The organism is Pseudomonas sp. W4I3 (genome assembly GCF_030816195.1).
GTDB lineage: Bacteria > Pseudomonadota > Gammaproteobacteria > Pseudomonadales > Pseudomonadaceae > Aquipseudomonas.
On the sequence record NZ_JAUSXS010000001.1, the window covers coordinates 3911293 to 3928854 of the forward strand.

Annotated in this window: 7 protein-coding genes and 2 pseudogenes; 4 read left to right on the forward strand and 5 right to left on the reverse strand. The window is 59.6% G+C overall.

Annotated features, from left to right (window positions below; all coding sequences use genetic code 11):
* Window positions 1–58: 58 nt before the first annotated feature.
* From QF045_RS17780 to QF045_RS17790, 3 genes are all read right to left on the reverse strand, one after another.
* Window positions 59–1504 carry a mechanosensitive ion channel family protein gene (locus QF045_RS17780; protein ID WP_306493379.1) on the reverse strand — a complete coding sequence of 482 codons (1446 nt, stop codon included), beginning with the start codon at window positions 1502–1504 and terminating at the stop codon, window positions 59–61.
* A gap of 269 nt (window positions 1505–1773) precedes the next feature.
* The gene (locus QF045_RS17785) at window positions 1774–2640 is read right to left on the reverse strand and encodes a pirin family protein (RefSeq protein ID WP_306493380.1); all 867 of its coding nucleotides are present in this window, start codon (window positions 2638–2640) and stop codon (window positions 1774–1776) included.
* Window positions 2641–2716: 76 nt separating this feature from the next.
* Complete coding sequence (locus QF045_RS17790; protein WP_306493381.1) at window positions 2717–3922, reverse strand: multidrug effflux MFS transporter; 1206 nt, start codon at window positions 3920–3922, stop codon at window positions 2717–2719.
* Between the two features lie 99 nt (window positions 3923–4021).
* On the opposite strand from QF045_RS17790, the gene QF045_RS17795 reads away from it, so the two are divergent.
* From QF045_RS17795 to QF045_RS17815, 4 genes and pseudogenes are all read left to right on the forward strand, one after another.
* Entirely contained in the window at window positions 4022–5128 is a 1107-nt protein-coding gene (locus QF045_RS17795) for an efflux RND transporter periplasmic adaptor subunit (protein ID WP_306493382.1), read from the forward strand.
* A 2-nt stretch (window positions 5129–5130) separates the two neighbouring features.
* Window positions 5131–8205 carry an efflux RND transporter permease subunit gene (locus QF045_RS17800; protein WP_306493383.1) on the forward strand — a complete coding sequence of 1025 codons (3075 nt, stop codon included), beginning with the start codon at window positions 5131–5133 and terminating at the stop codon, window positions 8203–8205.
* Window positions 8206–8315: 110 nt separating this feature from the next.
* Window positions 8316–13005, forward strand: a pseudogene (locus tag QF045_RS17805) (RHS repeat-associated core domain-containing protein).
* A 1727-nt stretch (window positions 13006–14732) separates the two neighbouring features.
* The gene (locus QF045_RS17815; protein ID WP_306493384.1) at window positions 14733–15116 is read left to right on the forward strand and encodes a hypothetical protein; all 384 of its coding nucleotides are present in this window, start codon (window positions 14733–14735) and stop codon (window positions 15114–15116) included.
* 82 nt (window positions 15117–15198) lie between these two features.
* On the opposite strand, the gene QF045_RS17820 is transcribed toward QF045_RS17815, so the two are convergent.
* The gene (locus QF045_RS17820) at window positions 15199–16428 is read right to left on the reverse strand and encodes a M20/M25/M40 family metallo-hydrolase (protein WP_306493385.1); all 1230 of its coding nucleotides are present in this window, start codon (window positions 16426–16428) and stop codon (window positions 15199–15201) included.
* A gap of 60 nt (window positions 16429–16488) precedes the next feature.
* Window positions 16489–17536, reverse strand: a pseudogene (locus tag QF045_RS17825) (diguanylate cyclase).
* Window positions 17537–17562 lie beyond the last annotated feature (26 nt).

The window sequence follows — 17562 nt, forward strand, 5'->3', positions numbered from 1 at the left end:
TTAGTCACCTGGGCGTTCTGGAGAAATAGCCAATCCGGGAGAAGAACAGGTGACCAATCTACAGGCCACGATTCCTCAGCCACTGCAGGAAGCCCTTCTTCATCGGCACCACCGGCGCGTCCTCGGTCAGCGCCTGGGCAGCGTGCACGCGGAAGTCCAACAACGCCTTCATCGCTTCGCCGATGTCGTGCCGCGCATCCAGGCACGGCTTGAGGTACTCGTTTTCGATGCGGTACAGCGTGCAGTAGGTCTTGGCTGTAAAGTCCGCCAGGGTGGCCTGCTCGGTCAGGATGCCGGACTCGCCAATCACCTCCCCCGGTCCCATGCGCCCGGCCTCGAACGTGTGGCCGCCCTTGACCAGCATCACCGAGACCACCCCGGATTCGATGATGAACAGGTGATCGCTGACCTCCCCCGCCGGCAGGATCATGTCGCCGGCGCGGTAGGTGTGCAGGCTCATGTTCTGGCTGAAGGTGTCTTTTTCTTCCTGGCGCAGGGTGGAAAAGATCGACGAACGTTCAAGCAATGCCCGTGCGCCGGAAACCGTGGCGGGCGTGCCGCCCTCAGTGGCGGACAACAGGCCCACGCCCGCCGCTTGCAGGTGCCGGAAAGCCAGGTCGTAAAGCTGGTTGCGCACGTCGCGCTTGAGGCCCATGGCCGGCACGAAGCCGCTGATTTCGTACTCCACGCCGCCGCTGGTCGAGGCCTTGAATGCGACGCTCGGGGCCGGTTTGGCCAACAGAGCCCGGCAGCCTTGCATGGCCCGCTCAAGGGCCTCGATCACCGTCTGCGGGCGCGCATGGGGGCTCACTTGCAGGCTGACCGCGAGGCCGAACATGTCCGCCGGGCGCGAGAAGTTGATGATCTTGGCCTTGGCCGCCAGGGAATTGGGGATGACCGCCAGGCTGCCCTGGGAGGTCTGCAACCGCGTGGCGCGCCAGTCGATGTCGGTGACACGGCCTTCGGTGCCGTCGATGGAGATCCAGTCGTCGATCTGATACGGCTTGGTGGTGTTGAGGACGATCCCGGAAAACACGTCGCTCAAGGTGCTTTGCAGGGCCAGGCCGACGATGATCGCCACGGCGCCGGAGGTGGCGAGCACGCCTTTGACTGGCAGGTCGAGCACGTAGGCCATGGCGGCGATGATCGCGATCAGGAAAATCACCGCGCCCATCAGGTCCTGCAACAGCCGCCCGGTGTGGCCGACCCGCTGCATCATCACCGCGCCGAGCAGAACCGTGAGGGTACGCGCCGCGAACAGCCACCAGCCGATCTGCAACGCGGTTGCCGCCAGGTGCAGGGTGGTGTCATCGGCGTAAGGCGCCGCTTGCATGGGGTTCATGCCGTCGTTGAACAACACTGCGCTGAAGACCGCAAAGATCACCAGCCGCGCCGCGAGTTTCCAGTTAGCGAGCGTGGGCGAAATAAGGCGCCACACGGCGATGTCGATAAGGATCAGCGCCACGGCGCACAACATCGGGTGATCAGTGATAAATGAGGGCATCCAGGCGACTCCAGGGCGAATGCCGAGAAGATCGCATGAAATGCTGATGGCGGGTATAGCGCAGCAAAAAAAGTGGGAGGGGCTTTGATCGTTCCCGCGAGCGTGGGAACGATCATCGAACGCCAGTGAGCCAAAGGCTTTTTGTAGGAGCGAGCTTGCTCGCGAAGAACTCAGGGCCCCGCGTTTATCCAGAATGAACGCATTGCCTGGTCGTTTTTCGCGAGCAAGCTCGCTCCTACAATGAACCACTTACTCTTAAGCGACTGGGATCAACCCTGCATCCGCCCGAACTTGCCCGACTGGAAGTCGGCGAACGCCTGGTGGATTTCCTGCTCGGTGTTCATCACGAACGGGCCGTGGCCGACGATGGGCTCGTCGATCGGCTCGCCGCTGAGCAACAACACCTTGGCGTCGTCATTGGACTCCAGGCTGATCCGGTCACCGTCACGCTCGAACAACGCCAACTGCCCCTGGCGCGCCACTTCCTCGCCATTGACCAGCACGGTTCCGCTGAGGATCACCAGCGCGGTGTTGCGCCCGGCGTGCAAGTCCAGCGTCACGGCCTTGCCGGCATTCAGGCGCAGGTCCCACACGTCAATCGGCGTGAAGGTGCGCGCCGGGCCTTGAATACCGGCGAATTCACCGGCGATCAAGCGCAGGTGCCCCGCATCGTCCGCCAGCGGCAGCACCGGAATGTCGCCATCGACGATGGTCTGGTAACCGGGCTCCGTCATTTTGTCCTTGGCGGGCAAGTTGACCCACAGTTGCACCATCTCCATCGAACCGCCTGTGCGGGCAAAGTCCTGGGAGTGGAATTCTTCATGGAGAATGCCTTTGGCAGCCGTCATCCATTGCACATCACCCGGGCCGATTTTGCCGCCGGCACCGGTGGAGTCGCGGTGCTCCACTTCGCCGTCATAAACGATGGTCACCGTTTCAAAGCCGCGATGCGGGTGCTGGCCGACGCCGCGACGGGTGTCGGTAGGCGTGAATTCGACCGGGCCGCCGTGGTCCAGCAGCAGGAATGGGCTGATGTGTTTGCCCATGGTGTCGTAGGAAAACAGCGTGCGCACCGGAAAGCCATCGCCAACCCAGTGGGTGCGTGGGCTGGTGTAGATACCGATCAGTTTTTTCATGGTGTACCTCCAAAGTGCCTACACCATAAGGCCCTCGGCCGTTGCGCACTAGCCGGCGAAAGCGGCCCGGATCGTTCTATGTATAGGACAATGCCTTGGCCGCCCGCTGACGCAACAGGTGAAACGCGACGAAGGCCGTGACAGCAAAAACGGCCTGGATGACGATCATCGGCGTCGCGCTACCATCGCGTAGATGGCTCAACAGCACGCCGCTGCAGGTGGCCCCGAACATCTGCGCGAACCCCATCAACCCGGCCGCCAGACCTGCACGGTGGGCGTTGGGCATCACCCCGCCCGTGACCGCCCCGGGCAGCACCAGCCCGCCGCCAAGCGTGGCCAGGGCGATGGGCAGGTCCAGGCCCACCACTGAGAGCCCGAACAGCGCATAGATCAGCAGTGCCAACACCCCGCCGGCGGCCACCAGCGTCACGCCTATCGTCACAATCCGTTGCGGTCCCAGGCGTAGGATATTGCGCCGGGTATAGGTGGACCCGACGATCAGCATCGACACGATCAGGCCGAAATTGATGCCGTACTCCAGGCTGCTCAAGCCCAGCAGGTTGATAAACACCGCCGACGAACCGGCAATGACCGCAAACATCGCGCCGTAGGTACAGGCCAGCGCCACAGCGTAGGCGCGGTACTGGCGACCCTTGAGCAAATCCAGATAGTGCCCGCCGAGGGTGCGCCAATGCGCGGCCCTGGGATCGAGATGAAGGTTGCTCTCGCGAAAGAACAGCACCGCGAGCACTAACACCACGCTGCCAATGACCCCTGCGAGCACGATGGGCGCGTGCCAACCGAACAGTTTGATCAGCAAGCCGCCCGCCATCGGCGCCACAACGATGGCATAAAGCATGCCGATCATGGTCAGCGCCAGGGCCGGGCCCGCCTCGGTTTTCCACACATCACGCACCACCGTGCGCGCCAACACCAACGCGGCGCACGCCCCCAGGCCCTGTAGCACGCGGGCGGCGATGAATTGCTGGATGTCAGTGACCAGCAGCATCGACAGCGTCGCCAGCACATACAGCGTGAGGCCAGCGAGCAACACCGGGCGCCGGCCGATACGGTCCGACAACGGCCCAAACAGCAACTGGCCCAGGCCGAACGCGGCGACAAACGCCGACAGTGCCATCAGCGCCGAGCCTTGCGGCGCCGCCAGTGCCTGCTCGATGGCGCCCAGGCCCGGAATGATCAATTGCGTGGAGACTTCACCCAGCGCGGTCAAGGCAACCAGTAAGAACAACAAGCGGCGCGAAGGTGTCGGGGCGTTTGCCATGGGAGATATCCGGGGCTGGATTAATTTATATTTCGACCATAATATGGACGAAAAATTATGTCCATAATTTTTTACCCTGTGGTCACCCTGGAGTCCGTCATGCCCCCTCTCCATCTGCGCCTTCTCACGCCGCTGGCTTTGCTCGTCGTCCTCAGTGGCTGCAACAGCCAGGCCGACAGCGCCGCTCAAGCCTCCCCGCCGCGCCCGGTCCTGGCTGTTAACGTCGAGGCTGGCGGCACCCAGCAGAGCGCATACACCGGCGTGATCGCCGCCCGCACCGAAAGCAACCTGGGCTTTCGGGTCAGCGGCAAGGTGATCGAACGCAAGGTCGACCCCGGCCAGCACGTCTCCCGTGGCGGTACGTTATTGGTGCTGGACATCGGCGACTTCGAACTGGCACTGCGCTCGGCGAAAAACCGCGTCAACGCCGCCCAGGCGCAGTTGCGTCAGCGCCGCGATGACGAAAACCGCTACCAGCGCCTGGCCAGCACCGGCGCGGTGTCACGGCAGATCTTCGACCAGTCGGCGACCAACCTGCGGGTTGCCGAAGCGGAACTGGCCGCTGCGCAATCGGACGCCAGCCAGATCGAAAACCGCCGCACCTATTCCGTGCTCAAGGCTGATGGCGACGGCATCATTACCGACGTGCTGGCGGATCGCGGCCAGGTGGTGGCCGAAGGGCAGACCGTCGCGCGCCTGGCCCATGACGGCGCCCGCGAAGCCATCGTCAATCTGCCGGAACACCAGCGCGCCCAGGCCACGCAAAACGCCCTGGCCTTCGCCTTCGGCGCCCCGGAACAGTCGGTCACCGCCACCCTGCGTGAGCTGTCCGCCAGCGCCGACCCCACCACCCGCACCTACCGCGCACGCTATGTGCTGCACGGCCCGGTCGAACGATTCGCCCTCGGTTCCACCATCACCGTGCGCCTGCAGGGTAACGGTCAGGCCCAGCAAACCCGCGTGCCCATCGGCGCGTTGCAGGACGCGGGGCAAGGCACCGGCGTATGGCTGATCGGTGAAGACAACACCGTCAGCTTCGCCCCGGTGAAAGTCGCCAGTCTCGGCCAGGAAGAGGCCCTGCTCGACAGCGGCGTCACGCCCGGCCAAACCATCGTCGCCCTCGGCGCGCACCTGCTGCACAGCGGTGACAAGGTACGCCTGCTGCCCGCCCAGGCGCTGGCCCTCAACCGCAAACAGGACCAATGAGCATGCGTGGAATCAACCTCTCGGAACTGGCGGTCAAGCACCGCGCGGTCACGCTGTTCCTGATCATCGCAATTATCGCTGCCGGGATTTTCGCGTTCGGCAAACTGGGGCGCGCCGAAGACCCATCGTTTACCGTCAAGGTCATGACCATCACCGCCGCCTGGCCCGGCGCCACCGCCGTGGAGATGCAGGAGCAAGTGGCCGACCGTCTGGAAAAGCGTCTGCAGGAACTGGACTACTACGACCGCGTCGAGACCATCGCCCAACCGGGGTTCGTCTCGATGCGCATGACTTTTCTTGAATCCACGCGCCCAAGCGAGATACAGGACCTGTTCTACCAGACCCGTAAAAAACTCAGCGACGAAGCCGCGAAACTGCCCAAAGGGGTGATCGGGCCGTTTTTCAACGATGAGTATTCGGATGTCTATTTCGCGCTGTATGCCCTTGAGGCCGAACACCTGCCCCATCGCGATCAAGTGCAAATGGCCGAAGCACTGCGCCAGGGCCTGCTCAACCTGCCGGGCGTGAAGAAGGTCAACATCCTCGGCGAACAGGCCCAGCGCGTGTTTGTCGAGTTCTCCTATGAGCGCCTGGCGACCCTGGGCATCAAGCCCGAACAGATCTTCGCCGCCCTCGCCGCACAAAATGCCGTGGCCCCCTCAGGCTTCGTCGAAACCGCCGGTGCCCGCGCCTACATCCGCATCGATGGCGCTTTTGACAGCCTGGCGTTGATCGAAAACGTGCCGATCCAAGCCAATGGCCGCGTGCTGCGCATCGCCGATGTGGCAACCGTCCGGCGAGGCTATGAAGACCCGCCCAGCTACCGCATCCGCCACCAGGGCGACCCGGCGCTGATGCTCGGGGTCATCATGGAGAAACACTGGAACGGCCTGGAACTGGACAAGAGCCTGCAGGCCCAGGAAGCCCGAATCCAGGCCGACCTGCCCCTGGGCGTGAACTTTGCCAAGGTGTCCGACCAGGCGAAAAACATCAGCCTGGCGGTGAACGAGTTCATGCTCAAATTCTTCGTCGCCCTGGCCGTAGTGATGCTGATCAGCCTGTTGGCCCTGGGCTTTCGCGTGGGGCTGGTGGTGGCGGCGGCGGTGCCGCTGACGCTGTCGATCGTGTTTGTGATCATGCTCGTCACCGGCCGTGAATTCGACCGCGTCACCCTCGGTGCGCTGATCATTTCCCTGGGCCTGCTGGTGGACGACGCCATCATCGCCATCGAGATGATGGTGGTGAAACTCGAGGAAGGCTTTGACCGCATCCATGCGGCCACCTACGCCTGGAGTTCCACGGCGGCGCCCATGCTGACCGGCACGCTGGTGACGATCATCGGCTTTTTACCCGTGGGATTCGCGCGATCCGGTGCCGGCGAGTACGCCGGGAATATCTTCTGGATCGTTGGCTTTGCACTGATTTCGTCCTGGCTGGTGGCGGTGGTGTTCACGCCGTATCTGGGCGTGAAACTGTTGCCGCAGATCAAGCCGGTGCCTGGCGGGCATGATGCGATTTACGCCGGGCGCTACTACCAGAAACTGCGCAGCCTGGTGGAAACCTGCGTGCGCAGGCGCTGGCTGGTGACCGGGTTGGTGGTGGCGGCGTTTGTGTTGTGCGGCCTGGGCATGGGGGTGGTGAAGAAACAGTTCTTCCCCGATTCCGACCGTTCGGAGCTGATTCTGGAGGTGTACATGCCGCCCGGCAGTGCCTTCAAAAGCACCGAAGCGGTGGCGGCGCAGGTCGAAAAGGCCCTGCTGCAAGAACCGCAGACCCGTCTGGTCGACACCTATGTGGGCGGCGGCGCACCGCGTTTTTTCCTGTCGCTGAACCCTGAACTGCCGGACCCGGCGTTCGCCAAGTTGATCGTGCAAACCCCGGACTCTCACGCCCGCGACGCATTGAAAGTGCGCATGCGCGAGCGCATCGCCGCCGGTGAGTTTCCCGCCGCGCGAGTGCGCGTGACGCAATTGGTGTTCGGCCCGCCGGTGCCTTTCCCGGTGGTGTTTCGTGTGTCCGGGCCGAACCTGGATGTGCTGCGCGGGCTGTCCGAGCATGTGCGCCAAGTGGTGGCCGGCAACCCGCTGACCCGCGACGCCTTCCTCGAATGGGGCGAGCGCGCCAGCGGTTATCGCCTGGTACTGGACCAGGATCGCCTGCGCCTGCTCGGCTTCACGCCCGACGAGGTCAAGTCCCAACTCAACGCCCTGCTCAGCGGCAACCCCATCACCGAAGTGCGCGAAGGCAACCGCACCGTGTCCGTGGTGGCCCGCGCCCAGGGCAGTCAGCGCGAAGACCTCGGCAACCTCAACAACATGACCCTGACCAACAGCGCCGGCACCTCGGTACCGCTGGCCCAGGTCGGGCATTTCCAGGCGGTGATGGAAGAGCCGATCCTCAAGCGCCGCAACCGCGCCACCACCGTGGAAGTGCGCGCCGACATCATCGACGGCGTACAACCGCCGGATGTGGAAATGTCCGTGTACAAAGACCTGCAACCGCTGATCGCCAAACTGCCCAGCGGCTACCGGATAGAAATCGGTGGCCCGGTGGAAGAAAGCGCCAAGGCCAACGTCGCCCTGGCGGCGCTGTTCCCGATCATGATCCTGCTGACCCTCACGGTGATCATGTTCCAGGTGCGCTCCTTCGGCGTGATGTTGATGGTCTTCGCCACCGCGCCGCTGGGCCTGATTGGCGCGGTGCCGACCTTGCTGCTGTTCAACCAGCCGTTCGGCTTCAACGCGATTCTCGGGCTGATCGGCATCGGCGGGATTCTGATGCGCAACACGCTGATCTTCACCGACCAGATTCGCCAGAACCAGGATCACGGCATGCCGATACGCGAGGCGATCATCGAAGCCACCGTGCGCCGGGCGCGACCGGTGATCCTCACCGCACTCGCGGCGGCGCTGGCGTTCATTCCACTGACGCTGTCGGTGTTCTGGTCGTCCCTGGCCTACGTGCTGATCGGCGGGGTGTTGGTGGGCACGGTGTTGACGCTGTTGTTCCTGCCGGCGCTGTGCAGCCTGGTACTGCGTGACCGGGTTGCCGAAACTTCCCACGTAACCGCCGGATAAGCTCTACTCCCCTCCCTTGAAAACCGCTGCAAAGTCCCTCGCCTGATCAAACAGTGCGAGGGATTGCAGATGGTTTTTTTCGTTAGCGCCCAGGTTGTCCGGGGCGTCTTTTGATTCCGGTGATTGCCAGCTTTGTACTGGCACCGATGGATCCCGAAGCGCTGGACGCTGAAAAGGTTCTTCGTGATTTCCGCAACTGCCTGAACACTTTCGATACGTGGGCTGACAGCTTTTTAAGTGGCTCGGCACTGGAAGTGGAGCAGGTGTTCAAGGTCGGTGACGACGTCGCACTGGTTGCGCCGATTTCTTCCGACAAGCCCAGTCGCACCGTCGCCCAGTGCAAGGCCCAGGGCGGGCTGACCCTGGTGCATCTATTCGAGAGCACCCGGTTCGTGCCGATCGGCAATACGCCGGTCACGCTGCAAGCCATCGCCCAGGATGGCACGCCCATGGGCGCGCCGGTTGCAGCGAACCATCGGGCCCAGCGGCATTCTTAAAGTGCCCGAGTGCACCCGCGACCAGCAGTACCAGATCACGTTCTACCCCAACGTTTCCAAAGATCATGTCAGGGCACTGTATGCGTCCTACCAGTCGGTGATTGCCGGGCTGGAAGCAGACCTGCGCCAGCAATGGAACGAGCAGTTCCAGCCTCAATGGGCCGACTTTGCAAAAGCCCCGCGCTTCGAGCGCAGTGCGAAACAGGGCGTGGCCTTTGCGACCGGCGTCGGCAAGGCCTTCTACAACCTGTGGGACAACATTACCGAGCTGGTCGACCTGCTGGCGAACCTCAAATCCAACAGCGAACAGTTGCTGAAGTACCTCTCTCAAGCCGAGCTGGATCAGTTACTCAAGCTGGGCAAAGACACGCTCGCCCAGGGGTTGCTGGTGCTCAGTGATGAGCCGCTGTTGTTCATTTATTTATCGGCGGTGGTGGCCTGGCTACGCCTGCTGCCGCCGCCCGAGATGTACGAGCTGGTGGGTGAGATAACCGGCGAAATCCTGATCAACCTGTTGCTGATTTGGGCGACGCGGGGGATTGGGCTCCAACTTCGGCTGGGGGCTCAGGTACTCAGCCAGGTCAAATCCGGGCGGGCGCGGGCGTTGTTGGAGCTTATGGCCAAGCAGGTTGCAGGGCCTCGGCTGGAAACGCACGTGGAAGCCGCCAAGCCGGTGTTGCTGAACAGTGCGGCGGTGCCGGTCAAGGCGGTGCCGGTGGCGTCGTTGAAGGCGGGTGAGGAGTTGGTTGCCAACCCGGTGTCGGCGGTGCGCCGCAAGACCCAGCGCACGGCGTTGGTCCGCCAGGAGGCGGTGGATGATGTGCCTGCTTCCGCGAAAAATCCGGCCGGGGATGCTGCTGCTTCCTCGGACAAAACCGTCACCCACGGTTGCCCGGTGTCGATGGTTACCGGCGAGGAACTGCTGACCCTCACCGATGGCGCACTGGATGGAGTTTTGCCGTTCGAGTGGACGCGCTTGTACCGCACCAGCGCGGTGGAAGTGGATTGCGGGTTGGGGTTTGGCTGGAGCCATGCACTGGCTCAGCGGCTGGTGGTGTCGGGCGATTCGGTGGTGTGGACCGACCATGAAAACCGCTCGACCACCCTGCCTTTGCCGACGGTGGCTCGGCCGGCGATTACCAATAGCCTGGCCGAAGCGGCGATTTACTTGGGGTCGTTGCAGGATGAATTGGTGCTGGCCCAGGGGTCGCGGTTCTACCACTTTTGCGACTGCGTGCTGACGGCGATCAGCGATGCGTATGACAACCGGTTGCGCATTTTCCGGGATCGGTTGGGGCGGATTGAGCGAGTGGACAACGGTTCCGGTCGCTCGCTTTTATTGCGTTATGAATTCGACCGCATTGTCGCAGTGGACTACCAGGTTCATCGCGCCAAGGGCCATGAACCCTTTGTTTGGGTGACCGAGCAGAACGTCGTTTCCTACGCCTATGACGACAGTGGACGACTGGTGTCGGCGACCAACGCTGTCGGTGAACGCGAGGTTTATCGGTACGACGAACAACACGTCATTCTTGAGCGGCAACTCGCCGGTGGCGCGAGTTTTTTCTGGGCATGGGAACGCACTGGAAAGGCCGCACGCTGTGTCCGGCACTGGGCCAGCTTTTCGCAGATGGACACGCGCTATGCCTGGGACGACGACGGCAGCGTCACCGTGCACAACGCCGATGGCAGCCAGGAAGTCTACGTCCACAATCAAAGGGCAAGGCTGGTACAGCGCATCGACCCGGACGGCGCCCGGCACTTCAAATCCTACGATGACAAGGGCCGCCTGACCGTCGAGCAAGACCCGCTGGGCGCGGTGACGGCTTATCAGTACGACGACGCCGGACGTCTGGTGGCGCTGTTTCCGGGGGATGACGAGCCGACGTCCTACGAGCATGACAACGGCTTCGTACGGGTTATGCGCCGGGGTGAGGCGGTCTGGACATACGAACGTAATGACCAGGGCGATGTCATTCGCCAGATCGATCCGGATGGCCATGCCACCGACTACAGCTACGACAAGCAGGGGCAACTCACCGGCGTTTGGTACCCCAACAACAGTTGCCATCGGCTGGTGTGGAATGAGCGCGGGCAACTCGTTGAAGAACAGCTGCCCAATGGCGGGACCAAGCGTTATCGCTATGACGACCTGGGCCGGCAGGTTGCCCGAGAGGATGAGCATGGCGCGCTGACCCAGTATCAATGGGACGGCGTAGGTCGGTTAACGCGCTTGGTGCTGCCGGACGGTGCCGCACGGGAATTCAGCTACAACCCCTACGGAAAAATCATCGCCGAACGCGATGAACTCGGCTACGTCACCCGCTACGAATACGCCGACGGCCTGCACTTGATCAGCCGTCGCATCAACGCCGATGGCAGCCAGGTCAAGTACCGCTACGACAACGCCCGATTGCTGCTGACCGCCATCGAAAACGAAGTCGGCGAAACCTACCAGCTCGACTACCACCCCAACGGTCTGATCCAACAGGAAACCGGTTTTGACGGCCAACGCACCGCCTACGCCTACGACCTCAACGGCAACCTGCAGGAAAAGACCGAACACGGCGACGACGGCCGTCAGCTAGTCACCCAATACCAGCGCGACCACGCCGATCGTCTCGTACGAAAAACCCTGCCCGACGGCAGCACTGTCGACTATGCCTACGACCGCCAAGGCAACCTCCTCAGCGTCGACGACGGTCAGTGGTTCCTGGCCTACGAATACGATAAACAAAACCGCCTCACCGCCGAACACCAGGGTTGGGGCACCTTGCGCTACGGCTACGACGCCTGCGGCCAGCTTCAACATTTACGCCTACCGGACAACAACCGCCTCACCTTCAACCACGATAAAGGCGGCCACCTCGCCACCGTCGAGCTGAACGGTTCGTTACTGACTTCCCACCTGTTCAAAGCCGGCCGCGAACACCAGCGCCAACAAGGGCAACTGCTCAGCCACTACCACTACGACGACCAAAACCGCCTGCACGCCCACGCCGTCACCCAGCAACAAAACCACCTTTACCAACGCCACTACGACTACGACAAAGCCGGCAACCTCACCCGCCTGCACGACACCCGCAAAGGCGAACACGTTTATCACTACGACCCGCTCCAGCGCCTGACCCGCGCCAATCATTCGCAAGACGTACAGGAGCGTTTCGGCCACAACCCGGCGGGCAATTTACTCATGCAAAACCGGCCGGGGCCGGACATCGTTGCGGGCAATCGCCTGATGATTCAGGGCGATCACCATTACGACTATGACGCCTTCGGCAACCTCATCCGTGAGCGGCGTGGCAAGGGGCACTCACTCGTTACCGAGTATCGCTATGACTGCCAGCATCGGCTGACTGGAATCACCAAGCCCAACGGTCAAACTGCCAGTTATCGCTATGACCCGTTTGGACGACGTATCAGCAAAACCGTCGACGGAATCACCACGGAGTTCTTCTGGCAAGGCGACAAAGTAGTCGCTGAGCATCACGCGGATCGTCATCGCAGCTACCTCTACGAACCGGACAGCTTCCGCCCATTGGCACTGCTGGCAGGCTTCGGCCCAGAAGAAACCAAGCCCTACCACTACCAACTCGACCATCTCGGCACACCGCAGGAACTCACCACCCCTGAGGGCGACATCGTCTGGTCCGCTCACTACCGCGCCTACGGAGAAATCAGCCGTCTCGACGTAGGCAAAATCGACAACCCGCTCCGTTTCCAAGGTCAATACTTCGACCCGGAAAGCGGCCTGCATTACAACCGCCATCGCTACTACAATCCTGATATTGGTCGTTACCTGACGCCTGACCCGGTGAAGCTGGCGGGAGGGATCAATGCATACCAGTACGTGCCTAACCCTACGGGCTGGATTGATCCATTAGGGTTAGCTTGTGTACCCACAGATTGCCCCAACCCCCAAAATCGAAGCACCTGGAAATTTAACGCCGATGTCGATCTGGACTGGCGCAAACAAACCGGTAGCAATTACGAACAAATGCATAGAGGTTTAGATGAGGCCTTTCGTAGAGCCGGCATACCCAAGGATGAATACAGCGTATCCAAATGGGGTAAAGACCAGTATGGAAAATCATTTCCGACCGAGTGGCGCGTACAAACAGGCCCAAATAGAGGAGCGGAAGTGAATATTGACGACCCCACACTTATCCCAAGCAAAGAAGGTCCGAAATCGCCTCATATTGGTTATCAAACTCCAGGCAAAAGAGCAGGCGGTGGCGCAAAAAGAGGTCATATACTGCTAAAGCTGGTCCCCGTTACTCGATCTAAGATTGGTACCCTGTGATGAACTATCTGGAACAGGAAATAGACGAAGCCTGCATAACCTTGGCTATAAACGCCAAAAAGCTTGGGCAGGACGAACTCACAACGTTGGTAAATGATCTCACGAAACATTTTTTCAGATTTCAAAGCAACGTTCTTGACCCAGTCGAAATGAACGAGAAACAGCACGGAACACAATCCCGACTTCTGGGCGGAAATACAGCATCGCATTGACAAAAAAAACCTGATTCTTTTAGTACTTGACTCAGGATATAGAGGCTGGGAAATCGATTGCGCGCAAAATATTACATCCATTTTAGGTGAGACCTCGGGATACCCATTCTGGATAACGGATAGAAAACTTACGTTCCTAGTACACATGGATGATCATGACTGTGTCATTTGGGTTTAAATGGCGTTCACCGGAACCACTTTTACTGCTTACGCGAATTTAAAAATGAAAAGACGACCACAGCTATCAATACTTAAAGGGTTGCTATTTACCTATTGCATCGAAAACTCTAGAAATCTAGAAAGAGAGGAGATCATAGCTTCAAAAAACGTCAATGACTCAAAAGAACTAGCAGAGCTTTTCGATGCATTAACCAAACCAGAATTTTATACGTACACCTTGGAAGAACAGGACTGGTATATCGAAACCATCAGATATTGCCTATCAACCGAAGAAACTTTCGACTCAGTCTTTTATCTTTTTGACACATATTTTGAGGATAACATTAACAACAATAGAGCATTCATAAAGACCTTACTCGAATGTCTGACTCGTTATCGAACTGAGGCGAAGACCTAGTAGAGCCACCACCACACTTTCTAAAGGCCACAATTCCTCGTGAAGAGCGAGCATGCCAGTTCGCCACAAAAAGTTATCAGACAAAGATCTCTAACTTGATCAATAGGTCCGCACCAAATGAACCTATTTCCTCCCACGCAGGTTTATTATCGGCACCCAAACAATCCATGCACATGAGAAAAATAATTGCACAAGGGTATAAACGAATGGCTTTAAATATAGCTAAACGAAGAAGCTAGAGTTTTCTTAAACGAGGACTGAAAACCTAACACATCATTTGCGGATCTCGAATGAAACTCAAGCCAAGCCTCTCGATAACACAAGGTCTTCTTTTTACTTACTGCATCGAAAACACTAGGAGCGCAGACAGAGAAGAACTTATCTCATCAATAAACACAAACAGCCAGGAGGAACTTACACGACTATTTAACGAGCTAACCAGACCAGAATTCATCAGATACAAGCGAGATGAAAGAGAATGGCACATTAACGCCCTTCAACACTTCCTAAGCACGAACGAAAACTTCGAGTCAGTATTTTATCTCTTTGACACTCACTTCAACGATGAAATAACCGATAAACGACAATTCATGAAAACCCTATTAAACTGCCTTAACAGATACAACCTTGAAGCCGTCGAGCGCGAATCAACCATAGCACCCTAATCCTAACCGGTGACGAACGAGCCTGTTCCGCTCGCCACAAAACGCCCGTCAGCCACGAGGTCTTTCACCTACAGCAATAATGGAACGGTCCACTTAAATCAGCGTTTGAAAAGTTTCACAGTCATCCGACTCAAAAAATAAACCCGAGGCGCCACGATCTACACCTCAGCGTTTTCCTCCGGCGTGTAATATCAACAAATAAATCTTTGCCCTTTTTCCGAGCAGCATTGGATAAAGACCGCAACCCAAGACAGCCTATGCGGAACTATAATTATGAATAAAAAAGCACCCAGCATGTCAATAATTCGCGGACTGCTGTTTACTTATGACATCGAGAACACTGACGACCCAAAAAGAGAAAAATTCATCGCGTCAAAAGATGTAAACAACAAAAAAGAACTCATCGAGCTTTTTAACGAACTGACCAAACCAGAATTCATGGAATACACCAAATCCGAGCAAAATTGGTTTATTGATTCAATTGAGCACTTCTTGATGGCTGGTGATAGCTTCGATGGTGTATTCAAAAAAATGGCAACTTATTTCGGCACCGAAGTACTCGACCAACAAGAATTCATGAGGGTACTCCTAAGCTGCTTACGACATTACAACCTAGAAGCCGTCACAAACGAACAGCAGCCAAGCAAACACCCATAAATCCTTAATCAAATAAAAGCTATCAAATGCAATTCCCCTGTGGCGAGCGAGCAAGCTCCCTCACCACAGGTACATGACCTTTTCAGCGATTGGACAGCTCCATGATCATCCGACTCAACAAATAAACCCGCGGCGCCACGCTCTCAACCTCGGCGTATTCTTCCGGCGTGTGAATATTCCCGCCCACTATGCCAAACCCATCCGACGTCGGCGTCCCGACCCCGGCCGATAAGCTCGCATCCGCCGCGCCGCCGCTGCCTTCAATGGTCAGGGTTTTACCCAGTTCGCCGTAGATCCCCTGGGCAATCGCGACCAGTTTGTCCGACTCCGCCGTTTGCGGCATCGGCGGCAAGCCGCGCTGCAGGCTGGTCGTTACTTCGGTTTCGGGGATCAGTTTGTCCGCTGAAACCCGCGCCAGGTCTTTCTCGATGCGGTCGAATTCTTCCGGCAACGCGGCGCGTACGTCGGCTTTGGCGGTGGCCTGGTCGGGGATGACGTTGGTGCGGTCGCCGGCCTTGAGCACGGTGAAGTTGATGGTGGTTTTCTTCTCGGCATCGCCCAGCTTGCCCAGTTGGAGGATCTGGTGCGCGGCTTCCATGGCGGCGTTGCGCCCCAACTCCGGGGCAACGCCGGCGTGGGCGGCTTTGCCTTTGACTTCAACCACGGCGGTGGCGCTGCCTTTGCGCCAGACCACCAGGCCATCGGCTGGGCGGCCGGGTTCCAGGTTGAGGGTCACGTCGTGGCCCTTGGCGGTGGTGCGGATCAGTTCGGAGGCGGCGTCGGAGCCGGTTTCTTCGCTGGCGTCGAGCAGGAAGGTGATTTGTGCGTAGTCCTTGAAGCCCTGGTTTTTCAAGACCTTCAACGCGTAGATGCCGGCGACGATGCCACCTTTGTCGTCCATCACGCCGGGGCCATAGGCGCGGCCGTCCTTGATGTGGAACGGGCGCTCGGCAGCCGAGCCTTCCTTGAACACGGTGTCCATGTGCGCCATCAGCAGGATCTTGGCCTTGCCGGTGCCCTTCAGGGTGGCGATCACGTGGCTGTTGTTGGCGGCTTTGTCCGGCACCAGCTCGATGCTGAAACCCAACTGTTTCAATTCATCCACGGCAATATCGCGCACTTGAGTCAGGCCCGGCTCATAGCCGGAGCCGGAATCGATATTCACCAGCCGCTCCAGCAGTTTCAGGGCCTCGGCCTTGTACTGTTCGGCGTCCGCCTGGATCTGCTTGTGGGGTTCGGCGCTGTAGGCCGGCACGGCGAAGGACAAGGCCAGGGTGGCGGCCAGAAGGGTACGGGGGAAGGTGAAGAGCATGAACCGATCCTTGTTTTTGTTGATAGGGTGCCGCCACACCCTACCCCACTCAACGGACCGCTACCAAGCCCCCTGCAGCGAGCTGACCCGGTTGCGCCCGCTGCTTTTGGCTTCGTACAGGGCCTGGTCGGCATCGTTGAGCCAACTGGTGGAGTCGGCGTGGCTCGGCTGATACGGCGCCAGGCCGATGCTCAAGCTGACGCGCAAGGTCGGGTCCTGGGCGTAGGCCAAGGCGTTGAACCGATCACGCAGGGCGTCCATCACTTGCGTGGCACGGTCGAGCGGCATGTCCGGCAGGATCACGCAGAACTCATCACCACCGTAGCGCCCGGCCAGGTCGGTGGCGCGCAGGTTTTGGCGCAACACCTTGCTCAGCTGGCGCAGCACGATATCGCCGGTGACATGGCCATAGGTGTCGTTGATGATCTTGAAGTGGTCGATATCGATCAGCGCGATGGCGGCGCCGGCCGGGCCACGGCGACAGCGCTGGAATTCGATTTCCAGGTGGTCTTTCCAGGCACCGTGATTGAGCAGGCCCGACAGACTGTCGGTGCGGCTCAGGGCCAGCAGTTCGCGCTTGTGCCGCGCCAGGGTCACGGCCTGGCGGTAGCAGATCCAACCCAGGGCCAGCGGATACAGCATCAGGATCGGCAGGCAGGCATACAACTGGGCCTGGGTGGTAACAGCGACAAATGCCGGCGCGAACATCAGCAGCGCGGTGGCGATGCCCAGCGCCTGGTGCCACCCACCCCGCCAGCATGAAGCGCGGCCCGCCGATGGCAACGTTGTTCATGCTCATCATCGACAAGGTCGTGACGCTGGGCAGCGGGTTGAAGTGCATCGCGCCGACCCAGAAGCCACCGCAGAAGGAATCGAACAACAGATTGCGGCGCTCACTGCGCAGTGCATGAGCGGCACGCACGGACGCTTGAAACGCCAGATGCGGCCACGCAAACGCATTTATCAGCATCCAAATCCACACCCATACGGATGGATTGAGCGGATACATCGCAAACGCCACGCAAACGAAGCCGAGCGTCAGCCCCAGGAGGCGGGATTTGTACAAGCGCGAAGCGAGCGGAAGTCCATTTCCTCCGGCAGCTGACATGATGAGGGGCATCCTGAGTGGATGCC